The sequence below is a fragment of the Streptomyces sp. NPDC003393 genome, assembly GCF_053589015.1.
Genome location: NZ_JBSFRB010000035.1, coordinates 73,648 through 96,919, shown reverse-complemented (window position 1 = coordinate 96,919; position 23,272 = coordinate 73,648). Strand labels below are relative to the sequence as shown.

At 70.0% G+C, this 23,272-nt stretch carries 15 protein-coding genes and 2 pseudogenes; 9 read left to right on the top strand and 8 right to left on the bottom strand.

What is annotated here, in order from left to right; genetic code table 11:
* Nucleotides 1–491, top strand: a 491-nt coding sequence (locus ACWDUZ_RS28240) for a family 1 glycosylhydrolase (RefSeq protein ID WP_451634608.1), incomplete at its 5' end; no start/stop codon positions are given.
* A 159-nt stretch (nt 492–650) separates the two neighbouring features.
* On the opposite strand, the gene ACWDUZ_RS28235 is transcribed toward ACWDUZ_RS28240, so the two are convergent.
* Complete coding sequence (locus ACWDUZ_RS28235) at nt 651–1,082, bottom strand: DUF3592 domain-containing protein (protein WP_451634607.1); 432 nt, start codon at nt 1,080–1,082, stop codon at nt 651–653.
* A 229-nt stretch (nt 1,083–1,311) separates the two neighbouring features.
* Between ACWDUZ_RS28235 and ACWDUZ_RS28230 the strand changes: the two genes are divergently transcribed.
* From ACWDUZ_RS28230 to ACWDUZ_RS28220, 3 genes and pseudogenes are all read left to right on the top strand, one after another.
* A complete protein-coding gene (locus ACWDUZ_RS28230) occupies nt 1,312–1,497 on the top strand; it encodes a hypothetical protein (RefSeq protein WP_451634606.1) in 186 nt (61 codons plus the stop codon).
* A gap of 51 nt (nt 1,498–1,548) precedes the next feature.
* Nucleotides 1,549–3,945 carry a SpoIIE family protein phosphatase gene (locus tag ACWDUZ_RS28225; protein ID WP_451634605.1) on the top strand — a complete coding sequence of 799 codons (2,397 nt, stop codon included), beginning with the start codon at nt 1,549–1,551 and terminating at the stop codon, nt 3,943–3,945.
* Between the two features lie 54 nt (nt 3,946–3,999).
* Nucleotides 4,000–4,867, top strand: a pseudogene (locus ACWDUZ_RS28220) (IS630 family transposase); the annotation flags it as partial.
* Here the strand turns inward: ACWDUZ_RS28220 and ACWDUZ_RS28215 are convergent.
* The 3 genes from ACWDUZ_RS28215 to ACWDUZ_RS28205 form a co-directional block, all read right to left on the bottom strand.
* Nucleotides 4,861–6,771, bottom strand: coding sequence for a SpoIIE family protein phosphatase (locus ACWDUZ_RS28215; protein WP_451634604.1), 1,911 nt, complete (start codon nt 6,769–6,771; stop codon nt 4,861–4,863). The pseudogene ACWDUZ_RS28220 and the gene ACWDUZ_RS28215 sit on opposite strands and share 7 nt — an antisense overlap.
* A gap of 198 nt (nt 6,772–6,969) precedes the next feature.
* Entirely contained in the window at nt 6,970–7,083 is a 114-nt protein-coding gene (locus tag ACWDUZ_RS28210; RefSeq protein WP_451634603.1) for an excalibur calcium-binding domain-containing protein, read from the bottom strand.
* Nucleotides 7,084–7,151: 68 nt separating this feature from the next.
* On the bottom strand, nt 7,152–7,439 hold the full coding sequence (locus ACWDUZ_RS28205) for a hypothetical protein (protein ID WP_451634602.1): 288 nt from the start codon (nt 7,437–7,439) through the stop codon (nt 7,152–7,154).
* Between the two features lie 240 nt (nt 7,440–7,679).
* Here ACWDUZ_RS28205 and ACWDUZ_RS28200 point away from each other — a divergent pair.
* Nucleotides 7,680–7,844, top strand: a pseudogene (locus ACWDUZ_RS28200) (IS630 family transposase); the annotation flags it as partial.
* A gap of 1 nt (nt 7,845) precedes the next feature.
* Here the strand turns inward: ACWDUZ_RS28200 and ACWDUZ_RS28195 are convergent.
* The 3 genes from ACWDUZ_RS28195 to ACWDUZ_RS28185 all read right to left on the bottom strand — a co-directional run bounded on the left by ACWDUZ_RS28195 (nt 7,846) and on the right by ACWDUZ_RS28185 (nt 15,920).
* Nucleotides 7,846–10,353 carry a DUF1963 domain-containing protein gene (locus ACWDUZ_RS28195; RefSeq protein ID WP_451634601.1) on the bottom strand — a complete coding sequence of 836 codons (2,508 nt, stop codon included), beginning with the start codon at nt 10,351–10,353 and terminating at the stop codon, nt 7,846–7,848.
* A 1,183-nt stretch (nt 10,354–11,536) separates the two neighbouring features.
* A complete protein-coding gene (locus tag ACWDUZ_RS28190) occupies nt 11,537–12,523 on the bottom strand; it encodes a M23 family metallopeptidase (RefSeq protein ID WP_451634614.1) in 987 nt (328 codons plus the stop codon).
* A 622-nt stretch (nt 12,524–13,145) separates the two neighbouring features.
* Nucleotides 13,146–15,920, bottom strand: a complete 2,775-nt coding sequence (locus ACWDUZ_RS28185; protein WP_451634600.1) for a LuxR C-terminal-related transcriptional regulator — start codon at nt 15,918–15,920, stop codon at nt 13,146–13,148.
* A 320-nt stretch (nt 15,921–16,240) separates the two neighbouring features.
* On the opposite strand from ACWDUZ_RS28185, the gene ACWDUZ_RS28180 reads away from it, so the two are divergent.
* The 3 genes from ACWDUZ_RS28180 (at nt 16,241) to ACWDUZ_RS28170 (ending at nt 19,675) form a co-directional block, all read left to right on the top strand.
* The gene (locus tag ACWDUZ_RS28180) at nt 16,241–16,849 is read left to right on the top strand and encodes a response regulator transcription factor (RefSeq protein ID WP_451634599.1); all 609 of its coding nucleotides are present in this window, start codon (nt 16,241–16,243) and stop codon (nt 16,847–16,849) included.
* Nucleotides 16,850–16,991: 142 nt separating this feature from the next.
* Nucleotides 16,992–17,675, top strand: a complete 684-nt coding sequence (locus ACWDUZ_RS28175) for a DUF4255 domain-containing protein (protein WP_451634598.1) — start codon at nt 16,992–16,994, stop codon at nt 17,673–17,675.
* A complete protein-coding gene (locus ACWDUZ_RS28170) occupies nt 17,672–19,675 on the top strand; it encodes an ATP-binding protein (RefSeq protein WP_451634597.1) in 2,004 nt (667 codons plus the stop codon). The genes ACWDUZ_RS28175 and ACWDUZ_RS28170 overlap by 4 nt, the downstream gene beginning before the upstream one ends.
* 69 nt (nt 19,676–19,744) lie before the next feature.
* Here the strand turns inward: ACWDUZ_RS28170 and ACWDUZ_RS28165 are convergent, their stop codons facing one another.
* On the bottom strand, nt 19,745–21,190 hold the full coding sequence (locus tag ACWDUZ_RS28165; RefSeq protein WP_451634596.1) for an RICIN domain-containing protein: 1,446 nt from the start codon (nt 21,188–21,190) through the stop codon (nt 19,745–19,747).
* Between the two features lie 488 nt (nt 21,191–21,678).
* On the opposite strand from ACWDUZ_RS28165, the gene ACWDUZ_RS28160 reads away from it, so the two are divergent.
* On the top strand, nt 21,679–23,268 hold the full coding sequence (locus ACWDUZ_RS28160) for a phage tail sheath subtilisin-like domain-containing protein (protein ID WP_451634595.1): 1,590 nt from the start codon (nt 21,679–21,681) through the stop codon (nt 23,266–23,268).
* Nucleotides 23,269–23,272: the final 4 nt, after the last annotated feature.

Here is a 23,272-nt window from a genome sequence, read left to right as displayed (position 1 = left end):
AGACGGACGCGTCCACCAAGAACGACGGCCACGGCGCCAGCGACCACACCCCCTGGACCGGCTGCGAGGACGTCGCCTTCCACCTCGCCAACGACAACCTGACCGCGATGAACTGGGCCATCGACGCCGACGGCCTGCACACCCTGCTGACCGGCCTGGCGGCCTCGCACCCGAACCTGCCGCTGATGGTCACCGAGAACGGCGCCGCCTTCGACGACTACGTCTCCCCCGAGGGCCGGGTCAACGACCCCCAGCGCATCGCCTACCTCCACTCCCACCTCCAGGCCGTGCACCGCGCCGTCGCCGACGGAGCCGACGTGCGCGGATACTTCCTGTGGTCCCTGCTGGACAACTTCGAGTGGTCCTACGGCTACTCCAAGCGCTTCGGCGCCGTCTACGTCGACTACGCCACCCAGCGCCGCATCCCCAAGACCAGCGCCCACTGGTACGCCGACGTCATCCGCAACAACGCCCTGCCGGCCGCAAGGTAGACAGAACAACGGGCGTTCGCCCGGCCTCCGGGATGCCGTCGTGGTCACGGCGGCATCCCGGAGGGTCGAACTCATCGGCCGTCGTCCCAGAGATGTCTGCGTTCTGAAGGAAGTGGCATATCCCTCTGGGGCGGCCGGGTTCGGTCCGCCCTCGCCGGTTCAGGAACTGGTGACGTGGACCATTCCCGTCGCCACAGCCAGAGCAAGGCCCGAGAACCACAGTCCTACCACCAGCACGAGCCAGTAGCTCAACAGCGGCCGTACGAGGTGCCTGCGCGTGCAGACATGCATGACTTCCGGATTGTGTGCGAGGTAGACCACGGGTACTACGCGACCCTGCGTCATTCTCTCGTCGATACGAACGACCGGCTCGATCTCCAGCCGGCGTCCCTGCTGGTCGCGGAAGGCGATGACCGGTTGCCACTCGGTGCCCGAACTCATTTCATGGGCCTTGTTGCCGATCACGACCCCCGAGGTGCGTACGCCATGACGCCACAACCGCCACAGGTACGCGACGTTGCGCAGGTAGAAGCCAAGTGTGACGATTCCGCCGACGCCGCAGATTGCGCTCACCAACAGGCGATCCGACATTCCGTCCCCGTCCCTTTGCGTCTTGGTGGAGCCGGATGAAAGACGCCCTTACCCCGCTCGCGGGTTGCCGTGGACCTGGCTCAGGAGCTGATCTCATCAGTGGGTGAACCGTTCCGGGGTCGATGAAGAGCACGGTGGACAGCCTGCCGGGTACGCCACCGCTTCCGGTGACTCAGTGGGTTGCGGGCGTAGTGGGTGCGCCACTTCTTCCGGGAGACGCCGAGCAAACATGGCCGGCGCCGGCCATCCTCTGCTCACCCTTGCGGGCACGGGCGCCGGCGCCGACTCGCCGGTCCGGCTGGTCACGGCGAACATGATCGCCCGGTCAATTGTTGCGCTGAACAACATGCACTTCGTGCCGGCGGGACGGGTACGGAGTGTCGCCGTCGGGCGTGGCGAAGAGGGCTCGGGTTGAATGGCGGGAAGAGCGTCGGTGCGCGGAGTGAGGCAGTGGGGTGAGTCCGACGTGCAGTTTCAGGAGGCCGACCACCCGTCTGGCGGGCCCGTCGTGTTCATGCTGGACGAGCGCGGCATCGTGGTGCAGTGCACGGCCACTGTTCGAGATCTGCTCGGCTGGTCGGCAGAGGAGGTCCGCGGGCGGCCGATGAGGGCTCTGACTGCCCGCCCTGGGTCCTGGGAACAGCAGTTCGATCGCGCCGGCTGCCTGGAGTTCAGCGTGCCTCTGCGACACCGGGACGGGGCCTCGGTCGCGGTGGACGTGGAAGTGGTGCCGCTGCCCGCCGGGGCCGTCCCCCGCCGCCTGGTCTTCGCTGTTCCCTGCGCCGACAGCCGACGCCGGATGGAGGACCAGGCACTGGTCCGGGCCCTGTTCTCCCAGGGCCGGGTCGGCCTCGCGGTCCACGACACCGATCTGGTGGCCCGACGGATGAATTTCGAACCACCACTCCCCCGTCTCGACATGCCCCGAGGCGAGGACGAACCGATCGATCTGCGGCCGGAGGACGTCCTCGTGCCCGAGGACGCCGCGGCGTTCAGCGAACAGATGCGACGAGTTCTGAAGACCGGTGAACCGTTGATCGACTGGGAGCACTCGTTCAGGTGGCGCACCCAACCCGAGCGGGAGCGGGTGATGGAGCTGTCGGTGTTCCGACTCGAGGACCCGCAAGGCGGTCCGATCGGGGTGGCCTCGGTCTTCACCGACGTCACCGAGCATCACGCCACCCAGCGACGGCTGGGTCTGTTGCATGCCGCAGCGGCACGGCTGGGTCAGTCCCTCGACATGACACGCAACGCCGAGGTGCTGACCGGGGTCCTGGTGCCCGGATTCGCGGATCTGGCGTGTGTGGATCTGGCCGAGCCGGTACTCGAAGGCGGTGACTCCGCCAGGCTTCTGCCTGGAACGCTCCTGAGCCGCGTCGCGGTGGCCTCGTCGGACGGTGTGTGGCCGGCGGACACCTACCAGCAGGGCGAGACGGTGTGTGCCCGCGAGCCGGAGATCGGCAATCTACGCGAAGGCGGCACGGTCCTGGCGTCCGACCTGGCCGCCCACTGTGAAGGGCTGGAGCTGGACACCGAACGGCGTCGGCTGTTGTGGCCCTCTCCGGCCGTCTCCGCCCTGTTCGTTCCGCTGTTCGCCCGGGGGCACGTACTCGGAGTACTGGGCTTGTGGCGCACCACGGGCAGGGCGCCGTTCACCGACGCCGACGTCCCCCTGATCGAGGAGATCGGCTCACGCGCCGCCCTGAGCCTGGACAACGCCCGGCGCTACACCCGGGAGCGGCGCATCACCGAAACACTCCAGCGCAGCCTGCTGCCACCCCCTGTGGTGGAGATGGTGGCGGCGCAGACCTCAGGGGCATACGTTCCGGCGAGCACCGCCGCCGGTACCGGCGGCACCTGGTACGACGTGATCCGGCTGTCCGGCGTCCGCACGGCCTTCGTGGTCGGCAGGGTTCCCGGGCACGGAGTGCACGCCGCCGGTGCGATGGGCCGGCTGCGCTCGGCGGTGCAGACACTGGCGGATCTGGATCCACCGCCCGAGGAACTCCTCAGCCACCTGGACGATCTGGTGACCCGCATCGGCGAGGACGACACCCACCAAGGCATCGAGATCGCCGGGTCACTGCGAGGAGCATCGTGTCTGTACGCCACCTACGACCCGGTCACCGGAGAGTGCCTGGTCGCAGCCGCCGGCCATCCGGGCCCCGTGCTGGCCCGCAGGCACACGGGGACCGTGGACAAGGTGTCCCTCCAGCCCGTTCCGGCTCTGGGCGAAGGCAGTGAGCCCTTCGAGACGACCACACTGTTCCTGCAACCGGGCGACGTCCTCGCCTTCCACAGCGGGCCGCTGAGCGGACCTGCCGGGGCGGACCCGAAGTACCTGTGCGAAAGCGCGCGGGACGGCGCGCACACCGACCAGCCTCTGACGGACATCACGGAGCGCCTCGTGTCCCGCCTGCGCGCAGAACCCCGCAACGACGACCTCGCGCTGCTCCTCGCCCGCGTCGAACGGGTGTCACCCTCTGATACGGCGTTCTGGCAGCTGTCCGCCGACCCCCGCCTGGTGTCGCGGGCCCGCACCCTGGTCTCGGACCAGCTGGCACAATGGAGCCTGGAGGATATGGCCTTCACCACCGAACTGATCGTCAGTGAACTGGTCACCAACGCCATCCGCTACGCCAGCGGCCCGATCGGCCTCCGCCTGGCCAAGGGCCACCGGCTGGTCTGCGAGGTCTCCGACCACAGCCAGTCGCAGCCCCACCTGCGCCGGGCCCGCCTGGCCGACGAAGGCGGCCGGGGCCTCTTCCTCATCGCCCAGCTGGCCCATCGCTGGGGCAGCCGCTACACCCCGGACGGCAAGACCGTCTGGACCGAGCAACACCTCGAACCGAGCGAGGCATGAGCACACACGCCGAATGCCCCGGCGACAATGTGCGGGAACTTGCGTTCGGTGGTCCGTGGGCCGGTGTCGCTGCCCAAACTGAACGAGAAGCTGTTCGCGGTACCGGAACAGGAGCTGGCCAAGGGCCCGGTCGCGCATGGCTGGCCGGACCAGACCTGGACGCTGGCGCGGATCAAGACGCTGATCGGGCGCCGGTTCCACAAGAGTATGACCCTCTCGGCCATCGCGCAGATGCTGCACCGGCACGGCTTCAGCCACCAGGTTCCCGCCCGCCGCGCTCTGGAGCGCAACGAGGAAGCCGCCACCGGCTGGGTGAAGGAGACCTGGCCCCGCGTGGAAACACGGTGGGGGCGCTCGGGGCCTGGCTGTGCTTCGAAGACGAAGCCGGCTTCTCGATGACGCCGCCGACCACCCGCACCTGGGCCCGGCGCGGACACACACCCGCCATCCGGGTGCGGGGACGCTCCCAGCGCCGCTTCTCCATCGCCGCCATGGCCTGCTACAAGTCAGGCGAACGTGCAGCATGTCGATCACAAGCGGGGCGGCAGACGCAGTTTCACCTGGACCGACTACCGCGACCTGCTCATCGCCGCCCACCGGCAACTCGGTGCCCCCATCGTGCTCGTCTGGGACAATCTGAACGTGCACAAGGACGCCCGGCTGAGAGCGTTCATCGACGCCCACGACTGGATCACCTGCTATTTTCTGCCGGCCTACGCACCCGGCCTCAACCCCCGTCGAGGGCATCTGGTCACTGCTGCGACGCAGCAGCCAGAACAACACCGCCTTCGCCGACCCAGGCCACCTGATCCGCACCCTCCGGCACGGCCTCCGTCAGGTCCAATACCGCAACAACCTCATCGACGGATGCCTCACCGAAACCAGACTCAGCACGACGACAACGCGTCAACAAGCTCAGTAGCGGGCTGTTTCGGTGGTGGTGCGGGCGAGCAGCAGGGCGATGTCGTCCCGGGCGTCGGGGCCGGCGAGCACGCTGTCGCACAGTTCGTCCAGCGATCGTGCCGGGCCGGCGGCCAGGGTACGGGCGAGCCGGGACATGCCGGTGGTGATGTCCTGGCCGGGGTGTTCGATGAGCCCGTCGGTGTAGAGGGCCAGCACGCTGCCCGGGGAAAGTTCGATGTCGATGGCCGGGTAGTGGCTGGGGCCCGCGCCGAGCATCGTCCCGCCCAGGGTGTCGGGGAATTCGGTGCTGCCGTCGGGGTGTCGCAGCGCGGGGGGAAGGTGCCCGGCGCTGGTGAGGCGGCAACGCCGGGACGCCGGGTCATACACGGCGTACAGGCAGGTGGCGCCGGTCTCCTCGCCGTCCCCGGCGACCACCTGGTCGAGCTGGGCCATGATCTCCTCCGGGGGATGCCCGAGGCGGGCCAAAGCGGCGGTGGTGGTGCGGAGCTGGCCCATGATCGCCGCGGCGTGGATGTTGTGGCCGGTCACGTCGCCGACGGTGAGGGCCACCTGGCCAGCGTTCAGCGGGATGACGTCGAACCAGTCGCCGCCCACCTCGGCGGTCCGGCTCGCGGGCTGGTAGCGGTAGGCGACCTGCAGTCCCGGCACCCGCGGGATGCACCGCGGCAGCAGGCTGCGCTGCAGGGTGACGGCCGTGTGGCGCTCGTACGCGTACTGGCGGGCGTTGTCGATGTGCACCGCCGCAAGGGCGGCCAGGTCGCTGGCCAGCCGCACATCGGCCTCACCGTAGGGCTCCGGGTGCTCGGCCCGGGCGAATGAGACCACCCCCAGAGTGACGCCCCGGGCGATCAGCGGCACCGCCATGGCCGTGTGCACCCCCCGGGCGAGCAGGGCGTCCGCATAGCCGGGCACATGGGTGAACCGTCTGCCCATCTCGGCCCGGTTCCGCGCCAGGAGGGGCTCCCCCCGCCAGACCGCCGAAGTGGTCGGGCTGGTGAGCGGCGCGGTGATCAGGTCGCCCACTGTGTAGCCGACCTTGTCCTTGGTTGTAGCGTCGTTCACCGCCACCCGGCGGAACTGCAGGGCGCCTGAGCCGGGGCGGGGAAGGGTTTCGCCCTGCAGCACCTGCTCGAGCAGGCCGACGGTGACGCGGTCGGCGAGGCCGGGCACGGCCAGGTCGACGAGCTCTGCGGCCGTGCGGTGGATATCGAGCGTGGTCCCGATCTGGTGACCGGCTCGTTCGAGCAGGTCATGAGCCTGCCGGAGCGATGTTGCCTGGCCGGTGATGTCCGCGAACGAGCACAGGGCCCCCTGCACCTGGCCGTTCTCCATGACCGGGTGCGCCGACCAGGAGAGGACCCGGCACTTGCCTGCCACGGTCCACTCCAGGTGCGCGTCGATTACGGGAACTCCCCTGCCTATCACCTGCTCGGCGTAGGTGCGTTCGAGCAAGGCTGCGTCCAAGCCCCTGTCGACCTCCGAAGGACGGCGGCCGATGACCACCTCGTCCGGAAGGTCAAGCAGCGCGCGGAACGCCGCGTTGACGCGCCACGCACGCATTTCACGGTCGCTGACGATCAAGGCGACTGGCGTTTGATCGAACAGCACGTCTGGTTTGGAGACGAAGTCAAGATAGGAATCAGAGAATGATGACTTTATGATGCCCCGTATAACATCATAGTCGTTTATAATGTCTCGTTCCGACATGTCCATCGAGACCGTCTCCTGAAGACTACAGATTCCCTCGGAGGTGAGCGCCCGGGAGGAGAAGCTTCTTACCTCCGGCTCCCGGTCGCTCGACCCCTGCCTCGCTCCGGTCTCCTCATTCCCTCCCGGCGGCCATCCCGCCACGGCGGCGAGCACGCCGGAGGCAAGGACGGTGAAGCCCGCCGTGAAGAACACCGATCCGGCAACCTGGATATGTCACTGGTCACGGTGCTGATCTTGGGCCCTCGGAGCGGGGCATCGCCGGCCTGATGGACGGTGTCGCGTCACCCATTCGGTCGCAGTGCGGGAGCGGTCGGCTGGGGTGCCCACCGAAGCAGCCACACTGGCTGTAGCGCCCGCCACGCATCCCCCCTCGTGGCGGGCGCTGTTGTGTCAGCTGTCGCAGTCGACGCCGTCGCCGTCGAGACGGGAGGCGTACCCAGGCTCGCCACGGTGGATCGGCGCGGCCCCCGCAGCGCGCGCTTCGGAGCAGTTGGTGTAGTACACGCTGCCACCCCCACCACCGCTGGCGCCCGCGCTGCCGCTGCTGCTTCCCAGCCCCGAGCACCTCCAGCCTACGGACCACACCGCCCGACCGACCCCCTTCTCCACTCCCCCGTGCCTGCGTCACGCGGTCCCGACGGCTCCCCCGCGCGGGCCAGTTGCCGCAACTCGGTGCGCGCCGCCGGCACCGAGGGGACGGTCGCCCAGTAGGGGTGCCACCACAGCCGTACGGACAGCCGCAGCAGACGACGCCGCAGGCCGGCGGTATCACGGGCACAGGACGCGGCGAGCGCCTCATAGGCGGCGTTGAAGGCGTACTGCGTCTGCACCAGGTCGGCAGGGAAGTCGGTCGCATCCACACCCGCATTAGATCGCGTGTTCGATTTTGCTGTCGACTCGGACACCTGCCGATCACGCTCACCAGGCATGACCGGGGCTCTGTACGGCGCAGCTGGGGGCGTGGTCGGCCTCATGGTCGGGGCCATGGTGTGGCCCCGACCGGGGTGGCCGGGGCGTGGTCCGCCGCGGAGCCCAGGCCGGTGGTTTTTCCCGCGTACCCCGGTGCAGTCGTCGACCGCATGGTCGCCTCGGATCCGCTGGGCATCTGGTCACTGCTGCAACGCAGCTGCCAGGCCAACACTGCTTTCACCGACCCTGAGCACCTCATCCGAGTACTGTGCCGCGGCCTCCAAAAGCTCCAGTACCGCAGCGACCTCATCGACGGCTGCCTCACCCCAACGACACCACGCCTCCAACCTCAGTAACTCAAGGATTGGCATGCATCTGGACGGCCACCCGGTCGAAGCGGAGCGCAGCAAGATCCTGGCGGGTGATGGTCCAGTACAGGAACGCCATGGGGAACCCCGCTGTCCACTGTGCGAGCAGAACCCAGTCGTCGGGGGCCGAGAAGCGTTCATCCTCCTCTAGGTACGCGGAGGCGGCCACCGGGTCGCCGTAGTCGTCGAAGTTGGCGGCGTGGCCGCCGAGTTGCCACTCGCCACCGCCGTCGGTCTGGTCGGACCAGACCTCCCGCAGGGTTTCCGCGTAGGGGTGGCGGGCAAGCACCTCCTGGTCGGGCGGTGTGGTCGGCAACGACACTCCAGGCACGAGCCGCAGGTCGCCGACTTCGCGCAACTCTGCGTCAAGATCCTCCGGGGTGTTGTACTCGTAGACTTCATAGTCGGGGGAGTACTCCCGCTCCTCGACCGGCACGCCTGCCGGGACGTACACGGCGCCGCCCGCGGGCCAGGGTTCCAGATCGGCGTTGGCGAAGAGGAGCAGCGAGCCGTCCAGCGGGAGCGGGAGGTCGGTCGCCCCATCCGGGATGGTGGAAAGATCGAGCGTCACGATGAGCTGGTGCTCCAGCTGGTATTCCTCGCCCATCTCCTCGAAGCTGTCGGCGGGGGTCGGGACGTCGGGTGGGAGCATCAGTGGCCCGCCGAGCCTGCCCATCACCGGTCCGTTCCCGTCGGGAGCGGTACGCAGCATCGGGCGTGCGAGCCCGAGCCACCGATTCACGTCCGGCGCCGGAACGCCGCGTTCCAGGGCCTGCTCCCTGAAGCGGTCGAGCCACCAGAGCGTTGCGGCGGGCAAGGCCCGGACGGCTGGGGACAGCACTCCTTCACCGAACTCCCAGCCGGGTATCGGCGGCACGATACCCGGTTCTCCCAGTCCGGCGAGCCACTCCGCCGCCGACGCGCGCGCCAGCGCCTCGGCGCCGTCCAGCGCCACCCGAGCGGCGGCCCGGGCGGCGCGATGGTCGCCGAGCACCCGTCGCGCCGCCAGGCGGTGCCGTGACGTACCGAGCGCGAGCGACGTCAGGCGCGGGAGCAGCGTCTTCGGAGCCTCCGGGAAGCACTCGAGGATCTGCAACATCATGTGGGTCGTGTCGACGGGGACATCGTCGGGGTGTTTCTTGGAGTCGCTGCCGTCCAGGTACTCGTCGGCCAGATCCGGCCGCTCGGCGAACAGCGGCCACCACCGCCTCGCCTCCTCCGCCGTCAGGAAGGCCCCGATCTTCCGGCCCCCCGCACCGGTCGTCCGGGATGTCAGGAGCGCCGCGACCCGGCGGTCGGCGTCGGTCATCCCGGCCTGTCGCAGCGCGTCCCGGACTATGCGGACATCGGATACCCGCATCAGCCACCGCTCGATGCCGGGCCAGAAGTGATCCCCCTCCAGGCGGGCGGCGGCAGATCGGGTGCCCAGCTCCGCCCGGAGGTCGGCGTCAGCCGGCCACTCGGCCGACGGGACGGGGACGACGGCGCCCGGTTCCTTTGCGAGAGACACTCGGTCGGCCGTCCGGCGCAGCAACTCCGCACGCTCCACATCGAGCGGTTGTCCTTCCGGTGCTGTCCGTGCGTACTCGATCGCCGCGGGGCCGCCGTCGAGGTCGGCCAGGCGCCCCAGGACCCCGGCGAGCCGGTCCGGTGGCGCGATCCGCAGATGCGGGCGCAGCAGTTCCACCTGCCGGGACCCGTCCAGCCAGGCCAGCACGGCGAGCGCCTCGGCCCGCACGTGGCAGTCCTCGTCGACGGCCAGTGCGGCGAGGAGTTCGGCATGCCGCTCGACGTTGCGCGCGCACCGGAGCACCGCGAAGCTGCGGTTGCCGGATCGTGCCGAGGTGACGATCTCGGCGAGGACATCGGCGTGCCGGGCAAGGAACGTGTCGGCGGCGTCGGTCTGAAGGAGGAAGTGCTGGAGGCTCCCGTGGGCGCCGGGACCGATGTTCAGCAGCGTCTCCAGCGTCGCGTGCACGGGCGTGCGGCCGGGCGCACCTCCGGCGCGGGCGACTTCGCACACGAGGTGGGGGGTCCATCGCGCGCGCGACTCCTCGGACGTGGTGGCTCTCACCACGTCGTCGGTCAGCGTGGTGAGCCACGTGGTGCGACCCATCCGGTGCGGGGTGCGGATCGCGCCCAGCACATGCCCGAACCGGGCGAGGACGTCGGCCGATGCGTCACCGTAGACGACGAGCCGGGCGGCATCAGCGGCCTTTGGACTCCATCCCGGCTGCAGATCCGCGACGGCGGCGACACGGTCGTCCGGCCAGCTGCCGCCCTTGGACACCATCATGCCGCCCTGCGTGGATGGCAGGGCTTCCAGCGCGGTCAGGACCTCCGGTCCCGTGCCGTGCAGGACATACCCGACCGCGTCGCCGAAAACGTGTTCTAACTTCAGCGGCGCGAGGCACGTGCGCACCGCGGATGCGAGGTCGGTCGGTGTACCTGTCGGGAGCCGACCGTCCCTGATCTCTTCTGTCTCATCCTGTGACATGCGGGGATCTTACGAAGTCGGACACTACGCACTTGCCGTCGGGGGGATAGCGGGCCGACCGGTGACTGGGGAACTCGCGGACGAAGGTGCCTTCGTTCCATCTCTGGCACGCCAGGTGGTCGCGCCGAGAACGGAGTGCCTTCGGTGACGAAGGTAGTAGGGGGTTGGCGGCACGCTCCAGGTGTGTTCGCGTCTTCGACGTTCAGCGCCATGCGTGCATGGGATCAACTCCCGCTCGAGGCCCTGGCAGGACGACTCGGCAAGAGCATCGTCGTAGCTCGATCGAACGTGTCCATGCTGCGGCGGACACCGTGGTGACGACAGACGTCGACGCGGACCTCGGCTGACGTGTTGTGCGGCTTGTATGGCGTCGCCGACGCCTTCGGCCGGCAGTTGAATTCGCGCCACCGCGCAGCACTGGATAAACGTTCAGGAATCTCAGGCCAGTTGAAGGTTAAATTCGAGGTAATGGAAGACCAAACTCGATCGACAAGGCAATAAACTCCGCCATGTTTTATTCATTTCGGAAGTCACCCGATGTGTCCACATTAGGTATTTTACGCCGAGGTGACCTTTTTCTCCGTGTTGGATCGCCCGCGCACAGCGCAAGCACGTAACGCGGACGCTGCCGATCCAGCGCGGCGCCATCATCCAGAGCCTCAGTCGACCCTCGCCTCCTTGCAAGCCAAAGCAGGAAACAAAGCCGTCACCGCCGCAATACAGCGCGCGTCGAACGACCGCCGCCGGCAGTCCTGGGCAGGAGACACCACACCGACCGCCTCCCCACAAACACACACCCCGGCAAACGGCCGCACCCGATCCAACTCCGCCCCACCCCACCTCAGCCAAGGCCCCCTAGCACAACCCAACCAGCAGCAACAGGACGAACAACCTCAGGTCGCAGCCGTAGAGGAGGAACAGCTCGTGATCAAGGCTGAGGTGCTCCGCCTCCCGCCCGGTCGGCAGAACACGCTCGCCGTCTTCCGCGGTCCGGGATGGCGGTTCGAGGGATGCACCGAAGGTCGTCGAGCAACTGTCCACGGTCAAGCGAAAGCTGACACAGCGTGGATTGCCTCCGACAACGCACCGCAACGGGCCGGGCGGTACTGTCCCACCCGCCGCTTCCGGTCGTCGACCGGGTGTTGCACGCCGACGCACACGGCGACCGCTGTCGGGTGACTGATCAGTCGGCCACGGTGAGCCAGGGGACGGGGTCGAGGTACTGCCCGTCCAGGAGGACCTCGAAGTGCAGGTGGGGGCCTGTGGACAGGCCGGTGGAACCGACGTGTCCGATGGGGGAGCCCCTCGACACCGACTGGCCCTGGGTCACCTGGATAGCCGAGAGGTGGCTGTATGTCGTCTGCAACCGTTTGCCCTCGATGGTTCCGTGGTCGATCACGACGCGGTTGCCGTACGCCGCGGTCATTCCGGCGAACTCCACCCGGCCCTCGCGCGCTGCGGACACCTGCGCTCCTTCAGGCGCGCCGAAGTCCACCCCCGTGTGCAGCTTGGTCACTCCGACGAGCGGGTGTTTCCGTGACCCGAAGGGTGAGGTGAGGGTGAGTGTGCCGACCGGAGGGGACAGGATGGCCGACGTGCTCCGGTCACCGCTCGGTTCGGGGTTCTGCCGGACGAGCGATTCGTACTGCGGGAGCCGGGCCTTGACCGCGTCGAGGAAGGGGCGTGCTGTGGCGGGCACCCGGCCCGCCCGGCTCACCGCGTCGGTGCCCGCGGTGTAGGCCGCGAGGGTCAGGTCGACGAGCTCTCCGTCGACCGTGCCGCGGGTCCTGAGAGCTGTCACCTCCCGCAGGAGCGAGCAGTCCTGCCGGCCCAGAGCCATGATCGCGTCCACGGGATCGCGTGGTGAGGAACGCCCGTTGCCGTCGTCGTCCCGGCCCCATGTCTTCCACCGGGCCTGGGTGAAACGGGCGATGCCCTGTTCCGAGAGACTGGAGGTGTCGTCGCTCCATCCGGAGAGCTGATCGATCTGGGCGGCGAGAACCGCGGGCGTGAAGACCGGGCAAGCGCTGGTCGCCCGGCGCAGCCAAGGGACGTAGGAGCCGTCGACCTTGCTCGTCACCGTCCCCGTGGTGCCTGCCCCGTCGGACGGCGCGGGGCCGAGACCGCCGTTCAGGGCCATGAACGCCGACACCGCGGTCACCGCGACCAGACCCGGTGCGACGATGAGTGCGAAGGGGCCGGGGCCACGACGGCGACGCTGATCCGAACGGCCCCGATCCGGAGAAGGCTGACTGAACACACCACCTGCGTCATCCGCTTGTTCGTCCGCGACCGGATCCTCGAGGGTGCGGGGAGCGCCTTCCGTCACGATCCGAGAATAAGCACCCACCGCTACGGCGTCGCCGCTCCCCGAGCCCGACATCCCTGCCCCAAAGGGCAGTGTTCGGGCCGTCCTGTCACGGACACCGCTTCCCTTGGAACCTCGGCGCTCCCGGACGGCACGCCGGCGTCCTCCGGAGAAAGTCGAGACGGCCGCAGATCTGCCGTGGCGGCTGCGGTGAGACGGTGCCGTGCGACCGTCGCTGCGATGGGCGGACATCAGCCTGCGGCGGCGCGTTGGAGGCGGTACGTCGCACAGCACTGCAGGAGACGCCCCTTTGCCGGCGGAAGGCATCAGAACGAGGCCGGATCAGCGGCAACCGACGTGGCCCGGGTGCTCAGTGGCCGGGCACACGCCGAAGCGGGGGGCAAGCGACGCCAAGCACACGAGGCGGTCAACGCGTACACGATCGCGCAGAACACTGTCCGGTTTGCCAGCGGTGATCCGCCGATCAGCGCGGGCCCAGCGTCTGTCCGAGCTGCGTGCGCCGCCGTATCCCCAGCTTCTTGTAGGTGCTGGTGAGATGGGTCTCCACGGTGCGCCGGGCGAGGTGCAGCCGGTCGGCGATCTCCATGTTGGTGCGGCCCTCTGCGGCGAGTCGGGCGACACGCAGCTCGCCTTCGGTGAGGGAGCCGACACCCGTGCGGGCGGCGATACGGCGGGCGCCGCCCTCGCGCAGGGCCTCCTCGGCGAGTGTGCCCCACCGCACGACGCCCAGGCCTTCCGCACGCCCGGCCGCCTCGCGCAGGCACTCCCGGGCCCGGCCGCGATCCCCCGCGGTGATCAGCATCCGGCCCTGCACGACCAGCGCGGCGACCAACTCCGGCTCCGTGACGGGCGGCGCGGAGCGCAGCAGGCGTACGGCCTCCTCGGCCAACTCCAGACCCCTGTGGCCGCCGGTGACCGTACCGAGCACCCGCAGGGCGCGGCCCACGGTGCGGGGCGTGCCCCACACCTGGGCCAGTCGCAGCTCCTCCTCGGCCAGCGCGAGCGCCGCCTCGGGTTCGCCGAGCGCGAGGCGGCACTCGGCGGCGGCCGTGCGCCACGGGGTGACGACCGGGTTGACCACCTCGCGGGCACTCTGCCGGCGGCCGCACTCCAGGAAATCGTGCAACGCTCCCGCCGGGTCGCCCGCGGCGGCGCGCTGCACGCCCCGCGCGTACAGGAACCGGTTGAGTCCCCAGGAGTCGGGTGCGTTGCGAAGGTCGACGCCGTCGGCGAACCGTCGCGCCTCGGCCGCGCGGCCCAGCTCCACCAGGGCGATCAGAGTATGGGCATGCACATTGCTGGGCTCGGCGTCCGTCAGGACGGGTGGCTCGCCCGTCAGCCGCACATACGCGCCGCGTGCCGCCACGATGTCGGCCCGGGTGTTGAGCAGCGCCTCGTGCGTCGGGTGGAGCAGGTCGGGTCGCTGACCGGCCAGGCCACGCTCCACGAGCCGTTCCGCCTCGTCGAGTTCGTCGGCACACTGGGCGACGGCGGCGGCGGCGCCCAACAGGAACGGCTCGGTCAGCGGGTCGGCCGGCTCGGCGAGGAGCTCGCGCACCTGCCGCATCGCCTCCGCGGCCGAGGCGCGCCCGGCGGTGGCCGCGTACCGCACGAGCAGGACGCGGACGGCCGGGCCGCTCTGCTCCGGCGCGTGTTCGGCTGCCTCGCACAGCCACCCGTACACCTCGCGGCGAACCGTCTGGTCCCGGTCGGACAGCAGGGCTGAGGCGCTGTGCAGCGTGGTCAGCAGATCGGGACGGTCGTCGAACTGCCCGCTCAGCGAGCGCAGCATCTCCACGGCGGCACGGGCCTCGCCGCGCCCGGCCAGCGCGGTGCCGAGGGCGACGGCCGCGCGCACCCGGTCCTGCGGGGCGGCCGGCAGCCGCAGCGCCTCGGTGAGCCGGGAAATCCCGGACGAGGAGCCGGGACTCGCGGCGTCCAAGGAGCCCAACTCGGTCAGCAGCCGCTGGCGACGCTCGACGGGCAGGGGCTCCTCGAGCGCCCGGCGCAGGAAGGCGACGGCGTCGTCGACGCGACCGTCGCGCACGGCGAGCGAGGCGGCGGCCTGGAGCACGCCGGGAGTCCAGGCCTCACCCACCGGGCCGCACAGCAGCAACCGCCGGGCCACCGTATCGGCGCAGGCGCCACCGTGCAGCATCACCTCGGCCGCGGTCCGGTGCAGGACGCGGCGCCGGGCCGGGGGTACACCGGCGAGGACGGCGTCCCGCAGCAGCGGATGAGCGTAGCGGAGGCGGCCGCCGGGCTCCCTGCGCAGCAGGCCGAGGCCGGTCGTCGCGGTGAGCCAGCCCGTCACGCGCCCCGGGTCGGCACCCGTCAACCCGGCGAGCAGCACGCCCAACTCCTCGGCGCTGCCCGCCGGCCCGTCCTCCGTGCCTTCCCATCCTTCGTCCAGCACGGCCAGCGTCCGTGCCACCTCCGCCGTTGCCGGCCCGGCGCTGTCCAGCCACCAGGACACTGCGGCCGGGTACGCGCCCGGGTACAGTGCGGCGGTCGTCTCCGGCACCGGCCCGCGGCCGGGATCGCCGAGACTGTCCAGGTCCTCCAGCAGCGCGTTCAGCAGTAGCGGGCTGCCCGCCGAGGCCCGTACACACGCCTCGGTCCAGGGGCGGGGCGCGCCGGGGAACCGGGCACGCACCACGGCGCCCGCCGCCCGCGCGGTGAGCGGGACGAGGGTGTGGGTGTGCACCAAGGCGCGCGAGAGGGTGTGAGTGAAGTGCGGCGACGGCGGGTCCACGTCGTACTGACTGCGTTCGGTGACCGCCAGCAGTACCGGGAGATCTGACCGGCCGATCCGCCGGGCCGACTCCACCAGCCAGCGGTGCGAGGGGGTGTCGACGAGATGGACGTCGTCCACGGCGACCAACAGCGGGGACTCCTCGGCATACGAACACAGGACCTGCCACAGCCGGGCGGCCTGCTCGCGCTCGTCGTCGGCCGGGCCGGACGGCTCGCACCCGGCTTCGAGGCCCAGCAGCCGGAACACGGCGGCAAAGGGCACTTCGGCGTCGCCCGGCGCACAGCGGGCGCGCAGGACCCGCATGCCGCTCGCGGCAGCGCCCTCGGCGGCGGTCTCCAGGACGGTGGTCCGCCCGGTTCCCGTGGCACCACGCACCAGCACCAGACCACCGGCGCCCGCCCGGGCCCGCGCAGCCCCGGCCGTCAGCAATGCGATGGCCTTCTCGTGTTCGCGCAGCGGTACTCCCCGCAGTGCGGACATCCCTGCCTCCTTGATGGGTCCTGATGCCTTCCGAGGACGCATCGCGCTCGGTTGTGCGGCCACGGAAAACGGACGGCCGGGCGACCGTCCGGCTTTCCTACGTCCGAACGGCCTTCGTGGTTCTGTTCCGGCCGATCTCGTGGTCGGGTTCGTGGTGCCTCAAGATTGCGCGGGACCCTTGCGCCACAAGAACATGAGGAGTACCCGCGTGACACTGACCTCTCACGAGTGGCACGCCACGTGAACATGGGGGACACGGCTTGCTCAGCTCATCGCGGACCGTCCGCGCCGGTACGGCAGGGTCTGCGGACCGGACATCCGTGGTGGTGCACACACCGGACCCGATCCTGCGCGAGGGAGTTCTCGGCCAACTGCGCCGGTACCCGGAGGTCGACGTGAGGAAGGAGACCGAGTCGGGTCCCGGCACCGTGGCGCTGTTCGTGGAGGACCTGCTCGACAAGAGCACGATGACGAAGCTGCGCAGAGTGGTGCGCAGCGAGGGCGCGCGGACGGTGCTCGTCGTCCGGTCCCTGGGGGAGACCGAGTTCCTCGAGGTGATCGAGTGCGGAGTGGGCGCGATCGTGTGGCGGCACGAGGCCACCGCGCAGCGACTGGTGCAGGCCGTGCTCGCGGCCGCCCGCGGTGACGGCGACCTGCCCGCCGACCTGCTGGGCCGGCTCCTCAACCAGGTAGGCACGCTGCAACGCAACGCGGCCGGCCGGCACGGCCTGCCCTCCTCGGGCCTGACGCCACGTGAAGTGGACGTGCTGCGGCTGATCTCCGAAGGGCTCGACACCTCGGAGATCGCCGACAAGCTGTCCTACTCCGAGCGAACCATCAAGAACGTGGTGCAAGGACTGACAACCCGGCTGCACCTGCGCAACCGGGCGCATGCCGTGGCGTACGCCATAAGGGAGGGCTACTTCTGACCGGACGGACAAGCCCAACCCGTCCTGGGGACAGGAAGCTCTGCCCCGTCGTACCTGTGGGGACGGCGCGGTGGCGGGCAGGATCGGAGAGGTCGACGGCCGTGAGAGCCGGACAACGAGGACAGCAGGGCGGAGCACGACGTTGATCCACGAGGTGGACGAGGTCCTCAAGACCCTGCTCAGCGATGGCGCGCTGGCCGGTTCCGGTATCGACGTCACCTTCGACGCGCCCACCCGCGACTGGGCGGTACGCCGCAACTCACCCACGATCAACGCCTACCTGTACGACATCCGGGAGGACGTGCACCGCCGGCAGCGCGGCCACCTCGCCGTGCCCGACGAGCGGGACGTGGTCGTCAAACGCCGCCAGCCGCCCCGCTGGTTCCGGCTGTCGTACCTCGTGACGGCCTGGACCAAGCAGCCCCAGGACGAACACCGTCTGCTGTCCGCCGTACTGACCACACTGCTCCCCCGCGAGCTGCTGCTGCCGTCCCAACTCCCGGGCGCACTCGGGGCGCAGGGCTTGACCGTGCCGCTGTCAGTGGCCGGCATCCAGTCCGAGTCCCGTTCCCTCGCGGAGATCTGGTCCGCGCTCGGCGGTGAACTCAAACCGTCCCTCGACGTGGTGGTCACCGCGCCCTTTCCGGCCTCCCCCGAATACGACGCCGGCCCACCCGTCACCGAGGGCGCGACAGTCCGCGCACGCGCCCTGGGCGACGCTTCCGCCGAGGCGGAGGAACGCGCGCACCGGCCCCGGCAGGTGGCGGTGGCCCAGGAGGTCCGGCGGAAGCGCTCCGGGCGCGGTGGTGCGGGGCGGCCGGCATGACAACGGCGTACGAAGAAGCGGAGACGGAGACCGGCCCGGCCGGTGCGCTGCTCGCCGGCCTGGCCGTGCTGCGCAACCGGGTCGCCCTGCTGGTGGAGCAGCGCTCCGCCGATGACCCCACGGCTGCCGACCCGTTGCGCGGCCTGTACCTGTCGGAGGAGGCCGTACAGCATCTGCTGCGCCCGGCGGGGCCACCACGGCGTGTTCTGCCCGAGCCCGACGACCGGCCCGACGACCGCCTGGCCGTGTTGTGCGCCCGCCTCGGGCTGACCGAGCTGGACTCCGCCTTCCTCCTGATCGCCCTCGCACCTGATCTGGACCGTGCCTTCGAGTCGCTCTACGGCTACCTCAATGACGACGTCAGCCGACGGCGGGCCACCGTCGCCGTTGCCCTCGATCTGTGCGGCATCCCCGTCCACTCGGCGGCGGCGCGGGCCCGGCTGCACCCCACGGCACCGCTGTGCGCACTCGGTCTGCTCACCGTGGAAGAACCCGAACGCCCCTTCCTCAGCCGCTCGCTGCGCGTACCCGACCGGCTGGTCGCCCACCTCCTCGGCGACGACACCCTCGACACCGCACTCGCCGGACACCTCCATCCGCTGCCCGAGCCACCCCGGTTGCCGGACCAGGGCGAGGAGTTCACCCGCTTCACTCACCGGCTGGCCGACCGCCTCTCGGCCGGTCCCTCGCTGACCGCCTATCTCCGTGAGGGCCGGGAGGGCGACGGTCTCGCCTGTGCCTGCGCCGCCCTGAACATCGCGGGGGTCCCGGCCCTGCGCTTCTCGGGTCCCCAGGCCTGCGTGCCCGAGCTGCTGCGGGAGGCCCGGCTGAGCAGTCGAGCGGTCGTCGTCACCGGGCTGCCGGAGGACCCCGGGCCGCTGCTCCAGGAACTGGCCGCGGCCGTGGACGTCCCCGTGCTGATCACCGGGCCGCGCCCGTACGACCCCCGGTGGTGCCGCATCGACCCGCTGATCCTCGAGGTGCCCAGGCGCCGTGCCGGTGCGCTGCACGCCTGGTCGGCGGCACTGGACGAGGAGCCCGCCTTCGATCTGCTCGCCACCGTCACGCCGTACCATCTCCCCGACGACCACATCGCGCGGGCCGCACGCGCCGCCCGGGACCTGGCCGCCTTCGAGGGCACCCCGCTCTCCCCCACTCATATGCGCCTCGCCGCCCGCCAGCAGTCCGCCTCGGGCCTTGAACAGCACGCACGGCGGATCCGGCCCGCCGTCGACTGGACAGACCTCGTGCTGCCCGAACGGGCGCTGAGCCAGTTGCGCGAGCTCGCCCTGCGCGCCCGGCACCGCGACCGGGTGCTCGGCGACTGGCGCCTGAGCGCGGGCGGCGGCCGGGGCCGGGGCGTCCTGGGCCTGTTCGCCGGCGAGTCGGGCACCGGCAAGACGCTGTCGGCGGAGGTCGTCGCCGCGGACCTGGGCCTGGACCTCTACGTGGTCCAGCTGTCCTCGGTGGTCGACAAGTACATCGGCGAGACCGAGAAGAACCTGGAGCGCATCTTCACCGAGGCCGACCGCACCGACGCCGTACTTCTCTTCGACGAGGCCGACGCTGTGTTCGGCAAGCGGTCCGAGGTCAAGGACTCCCACGACCGGTACGCCAACCTGGAAAGCGCCTACCTGCTCCAGCGCCTGGAGTCCTTCGACGGCATCGCACTGCTCACCACCAACCTGCGCGCCAACATCGACGAGGCCTTCACCCGGCGTCTGGACCTGGTCGTCGACTTCCCGTTCCCCGACGTTCCTCAGCGCCTCGCCCTGTGGCAGCACAGTCTGTCTCATGTGCCCTGCGCGGACGGAATCGAACTGAGCCCGCTGGGAGCCGGCTTCGAGCTGGCGGGGGGCTCCATCCGCAGTGCCGTCGTGACCGCCGCATACCTCGCCGCGGGCCGCGACGACGTCGTCACCGCGGCCGACCTCACGGAGGGGGCTCGCCGTGAGTACCGCAAGGCGGGCCGCCTGGTGCCGGGCGAAGGCTCCTGGTAATGGCCCGGCCGTCACGTCGGGGTGCGGGCCGGGGCCGCTACCGCACCAGCCGGGTCTGTCGGATCGGCTTCAGCCATGGGAAGGACGGACGATCTCCCACTCCTGGTCGTCGTCGTTGCTGCAGTCGTAGATGGTGAGCTTTTCACCCTCCGCGGTGTCGTCCTTGCCGTCACTGCCGTCGGCGCGGCCGCTCACGTCCAGACACAGGTTGGAGCTGGCGTAGTTGCGGATCCAGTAGGCGCCGCTCGACTGCTTGTCGAGCCACCAGAGCTGATTGTTGGCGGTCGTACCGTCGCAGGTGTAGATCTGGACCGGTGTCGTGTGCGGTTGGGCACCGAGGCCGTCCAAGTCCATACAGAGGTGGGGAGCCTTGGCGTTCTCGACAAGGAAGAGGGGACGCCCGCCGGGACCGCCGTTCCTGTCCTTCACATCGAGGTTCCAGAGCTGGTTGTCCTGATCGGTAGCGTCGCAGGTCCACTGGTCGACGGCATCCTTGGGCTGCCCTCCGTCGTAGTACGGGATGTTGGCGCACTTGTGGCTGTGGGTGTTGCGCAGCAGGATGTTCTTCGCCGGTACGACGGGCGGCGGGGTGGACTCACCGCCCTCACCACCGCCACCGGCGGTGTGAGCCTTCGGTGATTCGGCCGGGGACGGCTCGACCGGGGAATGCCCGGGCGGAGAAGCGGAGCTGAGGGGCGGGGCGGCTGGGAGGGTGGGCGGCCGGGACGGCGCGAGGGTGGTGCCCGCCTCGGCGATCTTCTCGACGGTTTTTGAGCTGATCTGTGGTGCGTAGGCGATCCAGAGCATGACGAAGGTGATGGTCAGGGCGAGGAGCACGCCGAAGAAGGTGGCCAGCCAGCGGGGCAGGAAACCGCGCTGGATGTACATGCCGTCCACGGGCAAGGGCTCGGCTCCGGAGCGGAGCACGGACAGGACGTAGGGCCGCTGCTCCTTCGACCCGAACCAGATGATCTGCCGGGGCCTCAGGGTCGCCTTGACGAAGGCGGCACGGCCGGGCTCGAGCTGCACATTGCTGGGACGGATGTCGAACGACAACTGGTCACCGGTGTCGCTGCCGCTGACCGAGGCGGTGAGCTTGGTGTTGCCCAGGTTGTCGACCGCCAGCCGGGGGCGCCCGCGGAAGCGGCCCTTCACGGCGGGCGGCACCAGTTCGGCCCGCACCTCCGTGAAGGGCGTGATGGTCAGGTTCCCTTCGGGGACGGTCACGGCCTCCGGATGCTCTGTCGGCGTGATCCGTACCGCGTACGGGTTCGGCCCCGCGGTCGCGTCGGGTGTTCTGGGCGGCTCGAAGGTCAGTTCCACCGTCCCCGTCGTCCCGGGATACAGGCGTAGGGTCTGCGGCACCACCCTCGTCCAGGGAGCGATCGGCCCCGTCGGCTCGAAAAGGTACTCGTCCACCACGTCGCCGGTGTTGCGCAACCGCAGTCGCACCGTCGTACTGCCACCGGGGCCCACCGTCGCGGACGCGGGCTCCAGGGAGGTCCAAAGGGTCATGTAGGTGCCAACGCTTCTCTTTGCCGCTTCTCTTACCGTCTGCCGCCGGGTCACTTCACGATGTCCGACGACCGGCTTTGGCCGTACACCGCTTAGCCCATCGACTCGTACACAGTGGCGGTGATCGTCTCCCGGGTCTTCGCAGGACGGCCGGCGTGGATCCGCGCCGTTCGGCGGCCCAGGAGCCGAGCCGCGTCGCGGTGGGGGTGTTCCCGGTCGGCCGTCCCGGCGGACTCACCGTGGGCGACCTGTCAGCTCCCCCGCATGCCGCTCCCTCTCCCTCCGGCACTGACGTCCCAGTGTCGCGCGGGGGTCCTCGTGGTGCGGAGAGACGTGAGGGCATCTGTTCGGACAGGGAAGAGGGGTCGCGACTGCCCTTATGTGCACACGTCTTGCACCCGGGCAGACACCTGAGACCGTTCCCAGCCGATTCCCGCGCGCGTGAGGCTGCGGAGGTACCTGACTCGTACCCCCGAGGAGAGCAGAGCATGCCGTCCTACTTGTCGCCCGGCGTCTACGTCGAGGAGGTGGCCAGTGGCTCGCGCCCCATCGAGGGCGTCGGCACGTCGGTCGCCGCCTTCGTGGGGCTCGCCCCGACCGGCCCGCTGAACGAGCCGACGCTGGTGACCAACTGGACCCAGTACGTGACGGCCTTCGGCGAGTTCACCGACGGGTACCACCTCGCCCACTCCGTCTACGGCTTCTTCCAGAACGGCGGCACGGCGGCCTACGTCGTCCGCGTGGGCGGCTCCGCCGAGGCCGCCACCGTCAACGGCTCGGCGCCGGCCGCCGTGAACGGTTCCGCCGCCAAAGGCGAACTGGCCGCGGCCGAGCCCGCACAGCTCGGCACGTTCACCGTGACGGCCAAGACCCCCGGCAGCAGCGGCCCGCTCAGCATCGAGGTCGCCGACCCGGAGGGCGACGGTCCGGCCGAGCGGTTCAAGCTGGTCGTCAAGGACGGCGACAAGACCGTCGAAAGCTTCGACGTGACCGCCAAGAAGGGCAGCCGCAACTACGTCGTCACCCAGGTGAAGGAGCGCTCGAAGCTCATCACCGTCACCGAGGCCGCACCGGCCGCGCAACTGGTCCGCCCCGACAACCAGACGGTGGTCCTGAAGGCTCCAGCACCCGCGCCCTCCGTACCGGAGAGGACGGGGGAGGACTCACATCCCGGCCCGGCCCAGTACCTTGGAGACTCCGCGGACCGCACCGGCTTCGGCGGCCTGGAGGCCGTGGACGAGGTTTCCATGGTCGCGGTGCCCGACCTGATGGCCGCCTACCAGCGCGGCGCGATCGACCTGGAGTCCGTCAAGGCGGTCCAGCTCGGCCTGATCGCGCACTGCGAGCTCATGGGCGACCGGGTCGCGATCATCGACCCACCACCGGGTATGAACGCCCGACAGATCCGCGTCTGGCGTCAGGAAACGGCGGGCTACGACTCCAAGTACGCGGCTCTTTACTACCCTTGGATCAAGACCTTCGACCCGTCCAGCGGCCAGTCGCGACTGATCCCGCCGAGTGGGCACGTCGCCGGCGTCTGGGCCCGCAACGACTCCGAGCGCGGTGTCCACAAGGCGCCGGCCAACGAGGTCGTCCGTGGAGCGGTGGACCTGGAGATACAGCTCACCCGCGGCGAGCAGGACCTGCTCAACCCGATCGGCATCAACTGCATCCGCGCGTTCCCGGGACGCGGCATTCGGGTCTGGGGTGCGCGCACCCTGTCCTCCGACCCGGCCTGGCGCTACCTGAACATTCGCCGGTACTTCAACTACCTGGAGGAGTCGATCCTCATCGGCACCCAGTGGGTGGTGTTCGAGCCGAACGACCACGCTCTGTGGGCCCGTATCCGGCGGAACATCTCGGCGTTCCTCGTCAACGAGTGGCGCAGCGGAGCCCTGTTCGGCCAGCGTCCCGAGGAGGCCTACTACGTCAAGTGTGACGAGGAGACCAACCCTCCGGAGTCGGTGGACGTCGGGCGGGTCATCTGCGAGATCGGTGTCGCGCCGGTCAAACCCGCGGAGTTCGTGATCTTCCGACTGGCCCAGTTCTCCAGCGGTAGCGGGGAGTTGGAGGAGTAGGCCG

Excerpts from the sequence above, each read along its gene's own strand:
- ACWDUZ_RS28160 (WP_451634595.1), top strand. The coding sequence starts at position 21,679 with ATGCCGTCCTACTTGTCGCCCGGCGTCTACGTCGAGGAGGTGGCCAGT.
- ACWDUZ_RS28230 (WP_451634606.1), top strand. The coding sequence starts at position 1,312 with ATGGCCGGCGCCGGCCATCCTCTGCTCACCCTTGCGGGCACGGGCGCC.
- ACWDUZ_RS28165 (WP_451634596.1), bottom strand. The coding sequence starts at position 21,190 with ATGACCCTTTGGACCTCCCTGGAGCCCGCGTCCGCGACGGTGGGCCCC.
- ACWDUZ_RS28235 (WP_451634607.1), bottom strand. The coding sequence starts at position 1,082 with ATGTCGGATCGCCTGTTGGTGAGCGCAATCTGCGGCGTCGGCGGAATC.
- ACWDUZ_RS28185 (WP_451634600.1), bottom strand. The coding sequence starts at position 15,920 with ATGTCCGCACTGCGGGGAGTACCGCTGCGCGAACACGAGAAGGCCATC.
- ACWDUZ_RS28195 (WP_451634601.1), bottom strand. The coding sequence starts at position 10,353 with ATGTCACAGGATGAGACAGAAGAGATCAGGGACGGTCGGCTCCCGACA.
- ACWDUZ_RS28170 (WP_451634597.1), top strand. The coding sequence starts at position 17,672 with ATGACAACGGCGTACGAAGAAGCGGAGACGGAGACCGGCCCGGCCGGT.